We start from the raw sequence: 17,777 nt of genomic DNA on the forward strand, positions 1-17,777 counted from the left end.
AAACAGATGGATTACAAGTAATTAGAAATTAATGTTATTAAGATGGGTTTAAATTTAAAAAGAGTTTTTTTAATAGTTTTTATTCAATGCTATTCGTCGGTTTTTAGTCAGATCTCATTTGGCAACTCAATAAAGATAAATGAAGATTGGAAGTTCATTCTTCAAGAAAATGAAGAATTTAAGCAACCTAAATATAATACTGATGCGTGGGAAACAGTTAATATACCACATGATTGGAGTATAAAACAACAGTTAAGTCCTACTTTGGCAAGCGCAACAGGCTATCTGCCAGGAGGTATTGCTTGGTACAGAAAAACTATACATGTTCCATTAGAGAAGGATGGACAAAAAGTGTACTTATATTTTGAAGGTGTTTATAATAGAAGTGAGGTATTTATTAATGGCAAATCTTTAGGAAAACGTCCTAATGGATACATTTCTTTTGCATACGATGCTACACCCTATATTAAGTATGGTGAAGCTAATGCAATTGCTGTACGTGTTGACCATAGTCAAAGTGCCGATTCGCGTTGGTACACTGGATCGGGTATTTACCGTAATGTTTGGTTAGTATATTCAAATCCTGTGCATATAGCACAGTGGGGCGTATATGCATATCCTGAAGTTGAAAAACATTCAGGAACACTAAACATTGAAGTTGAAGTAGCAAATGATTCGGATAATAAAGCAAGCTTAGTAGTAGTTAATGAGTTAATTACAAATTCAGGAATAACAGTAGCTAAAAGCTCAAACAAAATTAGAATAGCTTCTAACGAATTAGCGAAGATTTCAACTAAATTAAAAGTTAACAATCCTAAATTATGGAGTATAGATGCGCCAAATTTATACCAACTTAAAACAATGGTCTTTAAAGATGGTAAGGTAATAGACCAATCTATTACACAAACAGGGTTTCGTAAATTTACTTTTGATACCAATAAAGGCTTTGCACTTAACGACACTTGGATGAAAATAAAAGGCGTATGTCTTCATCATGATGCAGGTGTTTTAGGTTCGGCAGTACCACGGGAAGTTTGGGAAACCAGATTGCAAACCTTGAAGGACATAGGTGTAAATGCCATAAGAACGAGCCATAATCCACAAGCACCAGATTTTTATGAACTTTGCGACGAATTAGGCTTATTGGTTTTAAATGAAGCTTACGATGAGTGGGAATTTCCTAAACGTAAATGGTTGGAAGGCTGGAACCAAGGGACACCAGGGTACGAAGGCAGTTATGATATTTTTGCTGATTGGGCTGAAAAAGATCTAGAAGACATGGTGCGCCGAGATAGGAATCACCTGTCTGTTTTTGCATGGAGTATCGGTAATGAGGTTGATTATCCTAACGACCCATATTCACATCCTGTTTTAGATGGAGGCGGTGGTACAGGATTTTCACAAGCGATATATGGCGGTTATAAAAAAGATGCTCCAGATGCTATGCGTCTTGGTGCCATTGCAAAACGTTTGGTTGCAGCAGTGAAAAAATATGACAGCTCACGTCCTACTACTGCTGGTTTAGCAGGGGTAGCTATGTCCAACGAAACGGAATACCCAGAAACTTTAGACATTACAGGGTATAATTATACAGAAAGCAAATATCAATCAGATCACGAGAAATACCCTAACCGTATCATTTATGGTAGTGAAAATAGACACGATATCGAAGCGTGGTTAGCCGTAAAAAACAACGAGCATATTTTTGGGCAATTTTTATGGACAGGTATCGATTATCTTGGAGAATCTGGTAGGTGGCCTTCTAGAGGATTTTATTCAGGATTATTGGATTTTTCAGGAAGCATAAAACCAAGAGGATATTTTAGACAATCACTTTGGTCTAAAAAACCAATGATATATATAGGAACCTATATTTTAAATGGAAGACTATCTATGGATGCGTGGCCATCATGGAATTATCAAGAAGGTCAAATAATAAAAGTGGTTTGTTATACCAATGCATCTAAAGCACGTCTGGAATTAAATGGTGAAATTGTTGGAGAGGAAAAAAACTACAATCCGGAAACGGGAATTATTTCATGGGATATTCCATATCAATCAGGAAAATTGGAAGCAATAGGTATTAATGATGATGGTAAAGAAGTGAGTCGCTATGTAATGAACTCATCAAAAAGACCATATGCTCTAACCGCTAAGGTTGAAAAGAATATTATAAGTAAAGATAAAGGAGTTGTTCAATTAATGGTGGAGGTTGTAGATGAAAATGGCGTACCTGTTATGCGCTCCGATGATGAAATTAAATGTAGCATAAGTGGTCCAGGTAAATTATTAGGATTGGAAGCAGGTAATAATAGTGATATGACCGATTACACAGATAATAAGCAACGGGTTTTTCATGGAAAAATAGCAGCCTATATTCAAGCTGTTGGAAAAACAGGCCATATAAATGTTGAGTTTACCAGTCCTTGGTTAAAACCAGTCAGTGTTGTGTTGGAAGTAAAATAAATTTTAGTACATGACAAAAATAAAAGCGTGTCACATTGAGCCTTTTGGAAACTGCGCTTTTATCTTCAAATAAAAATATATTTGAATTTTAGTCATGTACTAAAAAAGTAAATAGTTACTACAAGTTAAGATGAACCATTCATGCTAAGAATATTTATAACATACAGGAGCGCATTGATTATCTAAGGTGTTTCATGTGGATATTAAAAAACAATAAATAAACGAGTTCAATATAAGAGCCTAAAAAGAAGCCATACATCAAAAAAAATAGAATTAATGTAAAATAGTATCTATAATAATCTTTATATTTGATAAGTGTTATTTATACGCTTATAAAATGGTTTTTTCATTTTTTACAATAAATATTAAAACAAGTAGTAATTCACCATACCAAAAAACCAAACAATAATAACTATAAACATTTAAAAATGAAACTAATAAAGTCAGGATATAGGCTTATTTTGATATGCTTTACAGTGGCAATTTTGTTTTCTTGTAAAAAAGAAGGTAAATACACTAATTATCTATTTACCTATTTCACAGGAAATGGACCAGGAGAAGAATCCATTCATTACGCTTTAAGTAGTGATGGGTATAATTTTTACGCATTAAATAACAATCAACCTATTATAGATTCTAAGGCAATTAGCTCATCGGGCGGCGTTCGAGACCCTCATATTTTACGTGGTGCAGATGGAAAAACGTTTTATATGGTGGTTACAGATTTGTATGTAACAGAACAAGGTTGGAATAATTATGCCATGATTTTAATGAAATCAACTGATTTGATTAATTGGTCGTCAAGCATTATAAACATTCCTGAAACATATCCACAGGAATATGGTGACATTAAGCGTGTTTGGGCACCACAAACCATTTATGACGAAAAGACAAATCAGTATATGATATACTGGTCTATGTTAGGCAACGAAGGACCGGATATTATTTACTATGCCTACGCAAATAAAGATTTTACAGGATTAGCAACAACCCCAAAACAATTGTTTTATAGCCCATCAAACAGTGCTTGTATAGATGGAGATATTATTTATAATGATGGGAAGTATCACCTGTTTTTTAAGAACGAAAGTGCTGGAGGAGGTATTAGGCAGGCCGTGTCTGATAAAATAAATGAAGGTTATGTTCAGTTAGATGGCTTTTTCGATCAAACAGATGCTGCAGTAGAAGGCTCTGGAATTTTTAAATTGATTGATTCAGATGAATATATTTTAATGTACGATATGTATACATCAGGAACATATCAGTTTACTAAAACAAAAGATTTGCAAAACTTTACTATTATAGATGACGAGATTTCTATGAATTTCCATCCAAGACATGGTACAGTTATTAGAATTACCGAGGCAGAAACGCAAGCTTTAATTAAAAAATGGGGTCTGTTAGAGAAAAGTGCTTTTGTGAATTTTGATTCCGATGCCGTTAAAAAGCATAATATTGATATAAATGACGAAACAAGTACGATCTACATTCCTGTAAAATTAGGAACTGACATAACAAATTTAGACCTAAACATTCAAACGGTGCCGTGGGTTAATTTAAAAACTACAGGTGCACAGGATTTCTCTAAAGGTACTGTAGATTATGTTGTTGAATCAGCAGTAAAATCAAAAATATATAAGGTTTCGGTTCATGAAGATAACAATCCCGTTTTAAACGGGTTTTATGCCGATCCGGAAATTATTTATTCCCATAAAAACAACAAATATTATATCTATCCAACAAGTGATGGTTTTACAGGATGGTCCGGTACGTATTTTAAAACATTCTCATCACCGGATTTAATTAATTGGACAGATGAAGGTGTTATTCTTGACTTAAAAAAAGATGTAAGTTGGGCAGACAGAAATGCCTGGGCGCCTTGTGCTATTGAAAAGAAAATTAATGGCGACTATAAATACTTTTATTATTTCACGGCAGCACAAAAAATAGGGGTAGCAGTATCAGACAACCCAACAGGACCTTTTGTAGATTCTGGAGAACCATTGATTTCAGAAAGACCAGAAGGTGCTAAAGGCGGTCAAGAAATAGATCCAGATATTTTTACTGATCCAGTATCGGGTAAAAATTATTTGTATTGGGGCAATGGCCATATGGCGTGCGTTGAGTTAAATGACAATATGGTCTCTATAAAGCCAAACACCATAAAACTTTTAAATCCAGGTAACACTTTTAGGGAAGGTACCGAGGTGTTTTATAGAAACGGAAAATATTACTTTATGTGGTCTGAAGACGATACAAGAAGTCCAAACTATAGAGTAAGGTATGCCACTTCAGATTCACCAACAGGGCCATTAAATATTCCGGAAAACAACATTGTGATAGAAAAAAGACCAGAAGATGGTATTTACGGTACTGGGCACAATAGTGTGATACAAACGCCAGATACCGACACATGGCATATTGTTTATCATCGTTTTAACAGACCTAACGGCATTACAATGGGAAGAGCGGCAGGGTTTAACAGGGAAGTCTGTATAGATAAATTGGAATTTAATGCCGATGGAAGTATCAAGCCTGTTAAACCAACGGTGACCGGAATAAAATCAATAGAATAAGTTTATGAAAAAAGTAATTTTAAGTATAATCGCATTAGGATTTGTCTTACTCACTTCATTCTCAAATGAAAAATATAGTAAATCAGAAAATGGAATCATTGCAACCATTGGAGAAACCAAGATCCAAATTCAATTTTATTCATCTTCAATTGTTAGGGTATTAAAGACTCCTTCCAGTTCTAATTTAAAGAAAGAATCGCTAACAGTCATTAAGCCGTTAGAAGATCTAAAACTAAAGATATCAAAGAACAAAGATGTTGTTATTCTAAAATCAAAAGACATTAAGGTTCAATTAAATTTAAAAACAGGGGAGGTTTTATATGAAGACTTGAATGGAAATAGTCTGTTAAGTGAGCAAAGTGTAGAAAACCAATTTACACCATTTAATGATGCAGGGAAACAAAGCTATATGGTAAAGCAATCGTTTCAGCTTGCTGCAGATGAAGCCATATATGGTTTAGGACAATTACAAAATGGAAACCTCATGCAAAACAATCAAGAGGTCATGTTAAAAAACAGTAACCATAATATTACCATACCATATTTTTATTCTATAAAGGGTTACAGCGTTTTTTGGGATAATTATGCCGAGACAAAGTTTGTGGACTCCAGCCAAGAAACATCGTTTGAATCCTTGGGAGATTGTGTTGATTATTATTTTATGTATGGAAAAGGAGGTGCAGGAACCATATCAAAAATGAGGGATTTAACAGGTCAGGCTCCCATGTTTCCTTTATGGACTTATGGATACTGGCAATCGAAAGAACGTTATAAAACTCAAGACGAACTATTAAATGTTGTAAAAAAATATAGAGATTTAGAAGTGCCTTTGGACGGTATTATCCAGGATTGGAGATATTGGGGAGAAGACAGCTTATGGAATGCGATGAAATGGGATGTGGAAAGGTTTCCAAACCCAAAAGAAATGGCTGACAAGGTACACGCTATGAATGCCCATTTAATGGTCGTTGCGTGGCCAGGTTTTGGACCGTTAACAGAACAATATGCTGAGTTTAAAGATAAGGATATGCTGATTGATTTTGATACGTGGCCACCAAAGAGTGGTACAAAGCCATACGATGTCTATAACACGGAAGCTAGAGATATTTATTGGGACTATTTAAATAAAGGGGTGTTTTCAAAAGGAATAGACGCCTGGTGGCTAGATTCCACAGAACCAGACCATATTAACGTAAAAGACAGTGATTTTGACCAACAAACAAAATTAGGATCCTACCGCTCGGTATCAAATGCATTTTCTTTAGAACACACAAAAGGTATCTATGAACACCAAAGAAAAACCACCGAAAGCAAAAGGGTATATATATTAACCAGATCGTCATTTGCAGGGCAACAACGCCATGCAGCAAATTCATGGTCTGGCGATGTTCAATCCTCATGGGATGCTTTAAGAGAACAAATTCCTGCTGCACTAAACTTCACCATATGTGGGATACCTTATTGGAATGCAGATATAGGAGGCTTTTTTGCAGGAAGACATCGTAAAGCAGGCGGTGTAAAAAATCCTGAGTTTAAAGAACTGTATGTGCGTTGGGCACAGTTTGCAACCTTTACGCCTATGATGCGTTCACATGGTACAGACTTGCCAAGAGAAATTTATCAATTTGGAAATAGAGGTGATTGGGCTTTTGATGCCATTGAAAAATCAATCAAACTAAGGTATAGATTGTTGCCTTATTTGTATTCGACCGCTTGGAAAGTAACAAATCAATCCGATTCGTTCATGAAAGCACTTCCATTGGAATATCCAAAAGACGAAAAAACACTAAATATTACAGATGAATATATTTTTGGAAGCTCATTTTTAGTTGCTCCAGTAATAAATCAAATGTATTCCAAAGGGAAAGATGAAAATATAGTTGAAGATTTTAGTAAAGTTAAAAATCGTTCGGTTTACTTGCCTGAATCAAACAACTGGATTGATTTCTGGACAGGAGAGACCATAAAAGGAGGTCAAGAAATAGTTAGGGAGACCCCTATTGATATCATGCCATTATATGTGAAAACTGGGTCTATCGTTCCTTGGGGACCAGAGGTACAATATGCCGAAGAAAAGAAATGGGACTCTTTAGAGATACGGGTTTATCCAGGATCTGACTGCGAATTTACCCTATATAGCGACGAAGGGGACAATTATAATTACGAAAAAGGAAAATATAGCACGATTAACTTTAAATGGGATGACAAGTCTAAAAAATTAACAATAGGAGAACAACAAGGGGATTATAAGGGTATCATAAAGCAATATGACTTTAAAATTGCTTTAGTTGGTAATGATAATGGAGTTGGTTTGGAGAGTTCAAAAAAATATGAATTAGTTTCCTATAGTGGCGCTCAAAAAACAATACACCTAACTGGAAAGCAATAAATATTTTTTGGGAGTATCCTGATTCTTTAAGAACTTAAAATAAAAACCCATTCATAGAAAAATGAAGAACTTAATAAGTATAAATCTATTACTTGCTATAGTGGTTTTCTTTAATTGTAAATCAACAAGAGAAGGAATAAAAAACACTAAGGAAGAACCAAAGGACATGAGTGCTTATTTGATGGTTTATTTTAAAGATGACGATCATAGTTTGCACATGGCTTTAAGTACAGATGGCTATAGTTTTACCGATGTAAATCAAGGAAAAGCTGTGGTGTCGGGCGATACCATTGCAAGTCAACAAGGCATTCGAGATCCTCACATCTCTAGAGGACCCGATGGTGCTTTTTATGTGGTGATGACCGATCTTCACATCTTTGGCAAAGAACAAGGTTTACGAGACACCCAATGGGAAAGGCCAGTTGAAAAATACGATTGGGGCAATAACCGTGGCTTTGTACTTATGAAATCGTACGACCTGATTCATTGGACACACAGTAATTTCCTGTTTGATGAAGCTTTCGAAGGTTATGAAGATATGGGTTGTGCCTGGGCGCCTCAAGCGATTTACGATCCGAAGGAGAAAAAAATGATGGTGTATTTCACCATGAGAATGGGGCACGGATTAACAAAAATGTATTATGCTCACGCCAACGAAGATTTTACAAAATTAATTACCGAACCTCAACTGTTGTTTGACTACCCAAATGAAAAGATTCAAGTATTAGATGCCGATATTACGCCTTTACCAGACGGTCGTTATTGTATGATGTATGTTGCGCAGGAAAATCCGGGAGGTATAAAAATGGCGTTTTCAAACGAAATAAACAAGGGATACGAATACAATCCGGAATGGATTGATAAAGAACCAGGTTCTTGCGAAGCACCCAACGTATGGAAACGCTTGGATAGCGAAACATGGGTGCTTATGTATGATATTTTTAGTATAAAACCACACAATTTTGGTTTTGTAGAAACTACAGATTTTAAAACCTTTAAAGACTTAGGGCATTTTAATAAAGGTAAAATGAAAACAACAAATTTCACGTCACCTAAGCATGGTGCTGTTATTCCTTTAAATAAATTAGAAGCCATTCGATTGGCAAATCATTGGGGAATGCCACCTTTATTTCAAAATGAATAATTATGAAGAAATTAGTGTTAAAAACAGTTGTTTTATCAATAGTGTGTGTCTTTACTTTACAGGCACAAAACACGAATTTTGAAGGTTATCTATTTGCCTATTTTGAAGGCGCTTCGGAAAGCAGAAAAAGTGAAGAACAATTGCGTTTTGCAATCAGTGAAGATGCGATTAACTGGACGGCCTTAAATAATAACAAACCTATATTAAATTCAGATGAAATTTCACAATCCGGAGGCATTCGCGACCCACATATTTTAAGAGGCGAAGATAAAAATTCATACTTCATAGTTGCTACCGATATGTCAACAGCATCAAATGGTTGGAAGGAAAATCCGGGAATTGTATTGTTGAAATCTAATAATCTAACTGAATGGAAACACAGTAAAATCAATTTGTCAAAAGATTATCCAGATAAATTTACTGATGCCTATTGGGTTTGGGCGCCACAAACCATTTATGATCCTACGGTCAAAAAATACCTGATTTATTTTACGGTAAAATTTAAAGATGATGATAAATTAGATTTTTATAGTGCTTATGCCAATAAGGATTTTTCAGGATTTGAATCTGTTCCAACATTAATGTTCCGCGCTAAAGACGGCGCTATTGATGGTGATATTATTTATAAAGACGGAACGTACCATTTATTCTACAAGGGAAATACCAAAGATGAAAAAGGTAAAGAAATTAAAAACGGGATAAAACAGGCTACCAGCAAATCGTTACAAGGACCGTGGAAGGAATCGTTTGTGTATCTTGATGCTTATGCCAATAATAAAACAGCGATTGAGGGATCTTCAGTTTTTAAATTGAACAATTCTGAAGAATATATTTTAATGTATGATTTATATTCCAATGGACGCTATGAGTTTCAACGTAGTAAAGATTTATACAGTTTTACTCAAAAACCAGAATCCTTCACCAAGAATTTCCATCCAAGGCATGGAAGCGTTATAGGGATTACCAAGGAAGAATTAAACCGACTTAAAGACCAATGGGGAAACGTATCTGAAAAACCAAAGCATTATAAGTCACAAGGCAACCCCATTTTTACCCATAAGTACACGGCCGATCCTGCCGCCATTGTAGAAAATGACACCTTATGGTTATATACAGGCCATGATTTCGAAGGTGGTCAAAAAGGCTATAAAATGAAAGATTGGTGCGTGTTTTCCACTACCGATATGCAAAGCTGGACAGAGTACCCTGTTCCGCTTAAAATTACAGATTTTCCATGGGCAAAAAGCGGAGACGCTTACGCTGGTCATGTTATAGAGAAAAATGGAAAATATTACTGGTACATAAGTACCAATTGGAGTGGTATAGGAGTAGCTGTTTCAGACAAACCTGAAGGGCCATTTAAAGATGCTTTAGGAAAACCTTTATTAACAAATAAAGATTGTTTTGCTTCAACGCATTCTTGGGCGTGTATTGATCCGGCAATCTTTATAGATGACGATGGTCAGGCTTGGATTTTCTGGGGAAACAGACAATGTTACTATGCCAAACTAAAAGAGAATATGATTGAAATTGATGGAGAGGTAAAACAATTAAATTTTGAAGGTTTTGAATTTACGGAAGCCCCTTGGATACATAAACGTAAAGGGAAATATTATTTAACTTACGCTACAGAATTCCCTGAAAAAATAGCCTATGCCATGGCCGATAGTATTGAAGGCCCTTATGAATACAAAGGAATCTTAAATGAAATAGCTGGAAATAGCAATACCAACCACCAGGCTATTGTTGAATTTAAAGGGCAATCATATTTTATATACCACAATGGCGGCATACAAACTGATGGTGGGAGTTATAGTAGGTCGGTTTGTATCGATAAATTAGAGTACAATAAAGACGGTTCCATTAAACCGATTGTCATGTCAACAAAAGGAGTTGATAGATGAATAAATAATAAAACCAATATTATAAACAGATGAAATTATACAAGGTATTCATATTAATTGTTGCCACTACAATTTTGTTGACCTGTAAAAGCAGTACAAAAAAAGAAGTAGGCGTAAACGAAGCATTTAAAGAGGAGGTGAACTTTAAGGCATGGGCACAAACACCACCAATGGGTTGGAATAGTTGGGACTGTTATGGCCCTACTGTAACAGAAGATGAGGTAAAGGCAAATACAGATTATATGGCAGAAAAGCTAATGGACTATGGCTGGGAATATGTTGTAGTAGATATTCGATGGTTTGTAGAAAATACAAAGCGCCATGGCTATAATCAAAAAGATCCCATTTATGTAGTTGATGAATACGGCCGATATATGCCTGCAGTGAATAGATTTCCATCTGCAGGTAATGGAAATGGTTTTAAAGCCTTAGCAGATTATATTCATAAAAAAGGTTTAAAATTCGGAATTCATATCATGCGAGGAATTCCAAAAACTGCGGTTGAAAATAAACTTCCCATAAAAGGAACCAATGGCATTACAGCAGATCAAGTGTATTCAACCGAAAACCAATGTAAATGGTTAAAAGATAATTATACCATTGTAGCCAACAAGCCTGGAGCTCAAGAATATTACAATTCTATTTTTGAGTTATATGCGAGTTGGGGTGTAGACTTTATTAAGATAGACGATTTATCGGCACCTATTTACCATGAAAAAGAAATAGAACTTATTCGAAATGCTATAGATAACTGTGGGCGTCAAATTGTATTAAGTACTTCTCCAGGGGAAACACCCGTTCAAGCGGGACCTCATGTGAGCGAACATGCAAATATGTGGCGTATGGTAAACGATGTTTGGGATAGCTGGTGGCATATTGAACACTTAATGGGGGTAAGTCTAGATTGGTTCGATTATATTAAACCAGGCACCTGGCCAGATTGTGATATGATTCCTTTGGGAAGATTGTCTATTAGAGGTGAAAGAGGCGACGATAGGATGACCAATCTAACAAAAGACGAGCAATATACGCTCATGACATTTTTTACCATTTTTAAATCCCCATTAATGTTTGGAGGTGATTTGCCTAGTAACGACGCGTTTACACTGTCGTTGTTAACCAATAAGGAAGTATTGAAAATGCATGCAGAAAGTACTAATATACGTAAACTGTATTTTGAAGATGATAAAATGGCAATCACTTCTAAAAACGAAAACGATCAAATAACTTATCTAGCCTTGTTCAATATTTCTGATGAACTATCCCAAGACCTTAGCATTACATTTGCCGATTTAGGAATTACAGGAAAAGCTAAAATTACAAATCTTTGGAGCGGAAAAGAAGTTGGAGAGTTTGAAGCTAAGTTTAGTCAAAACATGCTGCCACATGCATCAGGATTATATAAAATAGAGATCATCCTATAGGCAGATAGATAAAACATGGTTAATAGAGCAAGATTATATAAAAGTTACAGAAAACAACGAGGCTTGTGCTTATTTTTAGGCTTATGTCTTTTAAGTATAGCATATGGTTTTTCCCAAAAAGGGTTGCAAGTTAGGCATAATGTTCCTATAAGTTCCATTCGTTTAAGCGATCCTTGTGTTTTGGCAGACAAAGCGTCCCAAATGTATTATATGACAGGAACAGGAGGTATGCTTTGGAAAAGTAAGAACTTAAAGTTTTGGGAAGGTCCTTATCGTATAGCAGAAACCGATTCGGACTCTTGGATGGGCCCTAACCCCATGATTTGGGCGGCAGAGCTTCACCATTACAAAGATAAGTATTATTACTTTGCTACATTTACTAATAGAAGCGTCATCATAGATACCGTAGCAGAAAATGTAATCGAGCGTCGTGCAAGTCATATTTTAGTAAGCAACAAACCCGATGGTCCTTACATTCCTATGGAGGACACTATTTATTTACCTGCCACTATGCCAACGCTAGATGGTACTTTTTGGGTAGATACTAATGGAAAACCATATATGGTTTATTGTTATGAATGGTTGCAGAATGGTAATGGAACGATTGAAAAAATTGAATTAAAATCCAATTTAAGTGGTTCAGTAGGAGAAAGCAAGTTATTGTTTAAAGCTAGTGATTCGCCTTGGAGCCGCGAAAAAGATAGTCAAGGTAATGATAAGCCAAATAAAGTAACCGACGGTCCTTTTTTGTTTAGAACGGAAACAGGACGTTTGGGAATGCTCTGGACAAGCTGGATTTATGATGTTTATGTGCAAGGTGTTGCTTATTCTGAAAGTGGCACTTTAGATGGCCCTTGGATTCAAGAAAAAGAACCTATAACGCCACCAAATTTTGGTCATGGGATGCTGTTTAATACTTTCGAAGGGAACACATTAATGGCCATTCATAGCCATAAAAAGATAGGAGAAAAAACAATTAGAATCCCACATTTGTTTGAAGTAGACTTATCTGCTGATAAATTGGTAGTAGTAAAACCTTTTATTCCCTAGTGAATAGTATGTGTTAAAAATTCAGTCCCAAAAAGCACAAGATAAATTCAAATGCATTGGTTTTTATCAAACTTTAAAATCTTTTTTGTAGATACACATCCGTTATTATAAATATCCTTGATAATATAAATCCCTTTTTTAAAGTTTTAAATTATTTAATTGTTCATCGTCTAGAATACTTAATACTCACTCACATGATCTAACATCAAATTAAGATAAGCGTTTATAATGCTGAATATTACGGATATAAGTAAATAAGCAAAGAAAAATAAAATACGATTTGTCTATGTTTTTGATTAAAGCGTCCATTTCAAAATTAATAAGTGCTTGTAATTTTATCATGAGTTATTAAAGCTTAATAAATAGAATGTTTAATGTAAATATTAGTTGTTGAATTTGGTTTTATTTAAAAGGGAGATGATTTGTTCTCCCTTTTTTTACAATCTTTTCAACAATATAAATTGCATTAATTTTTTATAAAAAGTTTTATAAATCTTCATATCATTTCAAAAATTAAATGATATCAGTTTAAATTTATTTTCAAAATGAGAAAACACGCTTTAAATAATAAAGTCTATAATACGCTTAAAATTTCTGTTCAATTTATTTTATTGCTGTTTTTTTTGTTCTTCAATATATCATGTAAAAATACTGAAGACACAAAAAGTTCATTAGCCGTCATAGAAAAGCTTATAGGTAGTCGTGTCAATGAATTTGAACTGAATATTGTTGAAAATGCACAGTCAAATAATACAGATTGGTTCGAAATCAAAACTACAGCAAACAAAGTAACCATTCAAGGAACGTCTAATACAACTATTTGTTATGCAGCCTATAGTTTTCTTAAAGATATTGGAGCAGTTTTGGTCAATTGGGAAGGTAACAGAATTGACTTGCCCAAAACATGGCCAGTTTATTCTAAAAAAGGATCGACACCTTTCAAATATAGAGAATATTTAAACGCCTGCGCATTTGGTTATACAACACCTTGGTGGGATTGGGAACGTTGGTCGCAAGAAATAGATTGGATGGCATTACATGGTATTAATTTACCAACGGCACTCGAGGGGCAAGAAATTGTTTGGCAACAACTATGGAAAGAATATGGACTAACTGAAGGTCAATTGCAAGACCACTTTGCGGGGCCCGCTTTTTTGCCATGGCAAAGAATGGGCAATATAAATAGTCATGAAGGGCCATTGCCACAAGAATGGATTGATAAAAAGTCAGAGATTCAGAAAAAAATATTGCAGAAAATGAGAGCCTTGGGTATGCATCCCGTAGTACCGGCTTTTAGTGGTTATGTACCAAAGGCATTTGCGGAAATGCACCCTAACTCAAAAATAAGTGCATTAAGCTCTTGGTCTGGTGGCGGTTTTGAAAGCACCTATTTATTAGATCCCAAAGATCCGTTGTTTAAAGACATAGGAAAACGTTTTATTGAATTATACTCTAATTTATATGGGAAATCCGATTTCTATTTGGCCGATTCCTTTAATGAAATTAAGCCTCCCGTATCTGAAGACCACAAATATGAAGAACTATCAGATTATGGGAACATTATTTATGAAACCATAGATGAGGCAGTTCCAGGGGCAACTTGGGTCATGCAAGGTTGGCTTTTTGGTAGTGATAAAGAATTTTGGACTAAAGAAGCTACCGTGGCGTTTTTAAGTAAAGTGCCTAACGATAGACTCATCATTCAAGATTATGCCAACGATAGATATAAAGTGTGGGAAAACCAAGAAGCCTTTTATGGTAAGCAATGGACCTATGGCTATGTGCATAATTATGGAGGCTCAAATCCTGTTTATGGCGACTTAAACTTCTACAATCAGGAACTTAAAAGTTTATTGAGTCATACCAACAAAGGAAACCTTGTTGGTTATGGAGTGATGCCAGAAGGATTAAACAATAATTCTGTTGTTTACGAATATATTTATGATCTTCCTTGGGCACAAGGAAAAGAACCGGTCAGCCATTGGTTAAAAACCTATTTAAATGCTAGATACGGAAAAACGCCAGAACCAGTTTTTAAGGCATGGCAATTACTCATAGAATCTATATACAGTACCAAATATTGGGAAACGCGTTGGTGGGACAGTAGAGCAGGAGCATATTTGTTTTTTAAACGACCCACATTAAAAATAACTGAGTTTGAAGGAAACCCTGGAGACAAAGAAAAGTTAAAACAAGCTTTAGATATTTTGGTTGAGGAATCAAAAAACTATGATGAAAACAGTCTTTTCCATTATGATTTAATAGAAGCATCCAGACAGTATAACTCTTTAATTATCGATGATTTATTAATAGAATGTGTTAAAGCCTATAATGAAAAAGATATAGAAAAAGCAGATTTACTATATAGTAAAATAGAGCAGTATGCCTTAGGTATAGATGACATGCTGTCGGGGCAACCTTTGAATAATCTAAACAATTGGTTAACATCAGCTTGGAATTATGGAGAGTCTCCTGAAGTATCTAAAATTTATTTAAAAAATGCTAAAATGTTAATCACGATGTGGGGAGGTGAGGGCCATTTAAATGATTATGCATCTAGAGCATGGCAAGGCATGTACAAGGAATTTTATTGGCCAAGGTGGAACATGTTTTTGCAAGCACTTAGAATATCTTCAGTAAATAATAAACCTTTCGACGAATTAAAAGAAAGACAATTAATAAAAGAATGGGAAACAAATTGGTGTAAAAATGATGACATGCATTAGTTAAATACTGAAAATTTTCAATCATATTAAGAAAACCAAAAAGGTTTTTAAAAGAAATATATAATCAATAAAGCAAAAGCAATGTTAAATAGTAGTATAGATAAAGCAACAAGTTTTGAAAAACGATTTGAAAATGTAGAAACTATAGTTTACGAAAATTCAACAGAAGCTTCTAAATCTGTATCCAGAGAAATAGCAGATCTAATAAGAGTTAAACAAAATCAGAAACAGCCCTGTATATTAGGATTGGCAACAGGATCTTCCCCTAAAGGATTGTATGCCGAATTAGTAAGATTGCATAAAGAAGAAGGTTTAAGTTTTAAAAATGTGGTGTCATTCAATTTAGATGAATACTATCCTATGGAGCCAGATTCTATAAACAGTTATGTCCGTTTTATGAAAGAACAGCTGTTTAATCATATCGATATATTGCCGGAAAATTATCATGTGCCAGACGGTTTACTTTTAAAGGAAGACATAGCCGAATATTGTAATACTTATGAAGCAAAAATTGAAGCTTTAGGAGGTTTAGATTTGCAAATTTTAGGTATTGGTGGTAATGGTCATATTGGGTTTAACGAATCAGGATCACTTCAAAATTCCAAAACTAGATTGGTAGCTTTAGACCACATTACAAGAGTAGCGGCTAGTAATGATTTTTCGGGATTGAATAATACACCCAGAACAGCTATTACGTTAGGTGTCAAAAAAATAATGGAAGCCAAACGCGTTATACTCATGGCTTGGGGAGAAGGGAAATCCAATATTGTCAAAGCTTCTGTAGAAGGAACCGTCACCAATTTAGTGCCAGCTTCTTTTCTGCAAGAACATAATAATGCCACGTTTGTGTTGGATAAATCTGCTGCATCAAAATTAACGCGTATCAATACACCTTGGCTAGTTGAAAAGGTTGATTGGTCAGATAACCTCATAAAAAAGGCTGTTTTAGGTTTAGCGTTACATTTAAAGAAACCTATCTTGATGCTTACCGATGCTGATTATATTGAAAATGGAATGAGCGATTTATTAGCAGATTCAGGTCCTGCTTACGATATTAATATTCAAATATTTAATAAATTACAAAATACCATTACAGGTTGGCCAGGTGGTAAACCAAATGCAGATGATAGCAAACGGCCAGAGCGTGCCGAACCAGCCAAAAAGCGAGTACTCATCTTTAGTCCGCATCCAGATGATGACATTATTAGCATGGGGGGGACTTTTAAACGTCTACAAGAACAAGGACATGAAGTGCATGTAGGTTATCAAACTTCGGGCAACATAGCAGTAGCAGATGATGAAGCATTAAGATTTGCGAGTTTTGTATGTGACTATAACGATAAATTTGGAATTGAAAGTGAAGATGCGGTTAACATCTATAAAAAAGCAATTTCTTTTCTTAAAAACAAAAAGGCTAGTGAGATAGATATTGAAGAAGTAAGATATATAAAAGGTTTAATAAGAAAAGGAGAAGCCCAATCTACTTGTTATTTTGTTGGTTTGCCAGATAGTCAAATTCATTTTATGGAGCTTCCTTTTTATGAGACAGGCAGTATTGAGAAAAAACCTTTAGGAGAAAAAGACATACAATTAACCATGGATTTAATAGAAAAAATTAAACCTCACCAAATTTATGCAGCAGGCGATTTAGCAGATCCACATGGTACCCACAAAATATGTCTTGATGCCATTTTTGAGGCTGTAAAACGATTGAAGTCTAGGAAGTTTATGAATGATTGTTGGGTTTGGTTGTACAGAGGCGCATGGCAAGAATGGAGTATTGATGAAATAGAAATGGCGGTACCCATGGGGCCCGACCAAGTACTTGAAAAACGTAAAGGAATCTTTAAACACCAATCGCAAAAAGATGGTGTGGTATTTCAAGGGACAGATAGCAGAGAATTTTGGCAACGTGCAGAAGACAGAAATAAAGAAACAGCAGATATATACCATCAATTAGGATTATCGCATTATGCTGCCATGGAAGCTTTTGTAAAATGGGTGTATTAGGTCAATAAACACAAGGGGTAGTAAAAATGTCCATGTTTTGGAATGAAATGTCCATTAGGTGAAATAACAACAACTGTAATTTTAACAA

At 35.0% G+C, this 17,777-nt stretch carries 9 protein-coding genes; all 9 read left to right on the plus strand.

Translation table 11 applies throughout. The features are described from left to right. Positions 1-42 precede the first annotated feature (42 nt). The 9 genes from AC5SR4_RS15030 to nagB all read left to right on the plus strand — a co-directional run bounded on the left by AC5SR4_RS15030 (position 43) and on the right by nagB (position 17,689). The gene (locus AC5SR4_RS15030) at positions 43-2,466 is read left to right on the plus strand and encodes a glycoside hydrolase family 2 TIM barrel-domain containing protein (RefSeq protein ID WP_495357097.1); all 2,424 of its coding nucleotides are present in this window, start codon (positions 43-45) and stop codon (positions 2,464-2,466) included. 380 nt (positions 2,467-2,846) lie between these two features. After that, positions 2,847-5,042 (plus strand): glycoside hydrolase family 43 protein, encoded by a 2,196-nt coding sequence (locus AC5SR4_RS15035; RefSeq protein ID WP_495359196.1) that lies wholly within the window; start codon positions 2,847-2,849, stop codon positions 5,040-5,042. 4 nt (positions 5,043-5,046) lie between these two features. Beyond that, positions 5,047-7,431 (plus strand): glycoside hydrolase family 31 protein, encoded by a 2,385-nt coding sequence (locus AC5SR4_RS15040; protein ID WP_495357098.1) that lies wholly within the window; start codon positions 5,047-5,049, stop codon positions 7,429-7,431. Between the two features lie 61 nt (positions 7,432-7,492). Next, complete coding sequence (locus AC5SR4_RS15045) at positions 7,493-8,575, plus strand: glycoside hydrolase family 43 protein (protein WP_495357099.1); 1,083 nt, start codon at positions 7,493-7,495, stop codon at positions 8,573-8,575. A 2-nt stretch (positions 8,576-8,577) separates the two neighbouring features. Further along, entirely contained in the window at positions 8,578-10,479 is a 1,902-nt protein-coding gene (locus AC5SR4_RS15050; RefSeq protein ID WP_495357100.1) for a family 43 glycosylhydrolase, read from the plus strand. Between the two features lie 29 nt (positions 10,480-10,508). Continuing rightward, positions 10,509-11,903: a glycoside hydrolase family 27 protein gene (locus AC5SR4_RS15055; protein WP_495357101.1), complete on the plus strand. Its 1,395-nt coding sequence runs from the start codon at positions 10,509-10,511 to the stop codon at positions 11,901-11,903. A 15-nt stretch (positions 11,904-11,918) separates the two neighbouring features. Continuing rightward, entirely contained in the window at positions 11,919-12,953 is a 1,035-nt protein-coding gene (locus AC5SR4_RS15060; protein ID WP_495357102.1) for a glycoside hydrolase family 43 protein, read from the plus strand. Positions 12,954-13,498: 545 nt separating this feature from the next. Continuing rightward, positions 13,499-15,679 (plus strand): alpha-N-acetylglucosaminidase, encoded by a 2,181-nt coding sequence (locus AC5SR4_RS15065; protein WP_495357103.1) that lies wholly within the window; start codon positions 13,499-13,501, stop codon positions 15,677-15,679. Between the two features lie 81 nt (positions 15,680-15,760). Then, positions 15,761-17,689: a glucosamine-6-phosphate deaminase gene (nagB, locus tag AC5SR4_RS15070; RefSeq protein ID WP_495357104.1), complete on the plus strand. Its 1,929-nt coding sequence runs from the start codon at positions 15,761-15,763 to the stop codon at positions 17,687-17,689. Positions 17,690-17,777: the final 88 nt, after the last annotated feature.

It is taken from the genome of Aestuariibaculum scopimerae (assembly GCF_059428085.1).

What these genes read in the sequence shown, in the direction of transcription:
- AC5SR4_RS15045 (WP_495357099.1), top strand. Translation starts at nt 7,493, where the DNA reads ATGAAGAACTTAATAAGTATAAATCTATTACTTGCTATAGTGGTTTTC.
- AC5SR4_RS15030 (WP_495357097.1), top strand. Translation starts at nt 43, where the DNA reads ATGGGTTTAAATTTAAAAAGAGTTTTTTTAATAGTTTTTATTCAATGC.
- AC5SR4_RS15050 (WP_495357100.1), top strand. Translation starts at nt 8,578, where the DNA reads ATGAAGAAATTAGTGTTAAAAACAGTTGTTTTATCAATAGTGTGTGTC.
- AC5SR4_RS15065 (WP_495357103.1), top strand. Translation starts at nt 13,499, where the DNA reads ATGAGAAAACACGCTTTAAATAATAAAGTCTATAATACGCTTAAAATT.
- nagB (WP_495357104.1), top strand. Translation starts at nt 15,761, where the DNA reads ATGTTAAATAGTAGTATAGATAAAGCAACAAGTTTTGAAAAACGATTT.
- AC5SR4_RS15060 (WP_495357102.1), top strand. Translation starts at nt 11,919, where the DNA reads ATGGTTAATAGAGCAAGATTATATAAAAGTTACAGAAAACAACGAGGC.
- AC5SR4_RS15055 (WP_495357101.1), top strand. Translation starts at nt 10,509, where the DNA reads ATGAAATTATACAAGGTATTCATATTAATTGTTGCCACTACAATTTTG.
- AC5SR4_RS15040 (WP_495357098.1), top strand. Translation starts at nt 5,047, where the DNA reads ATGAAAAAAGTAATTTTAAGTATAATCGCATTAGGATTTGTCTTACTC.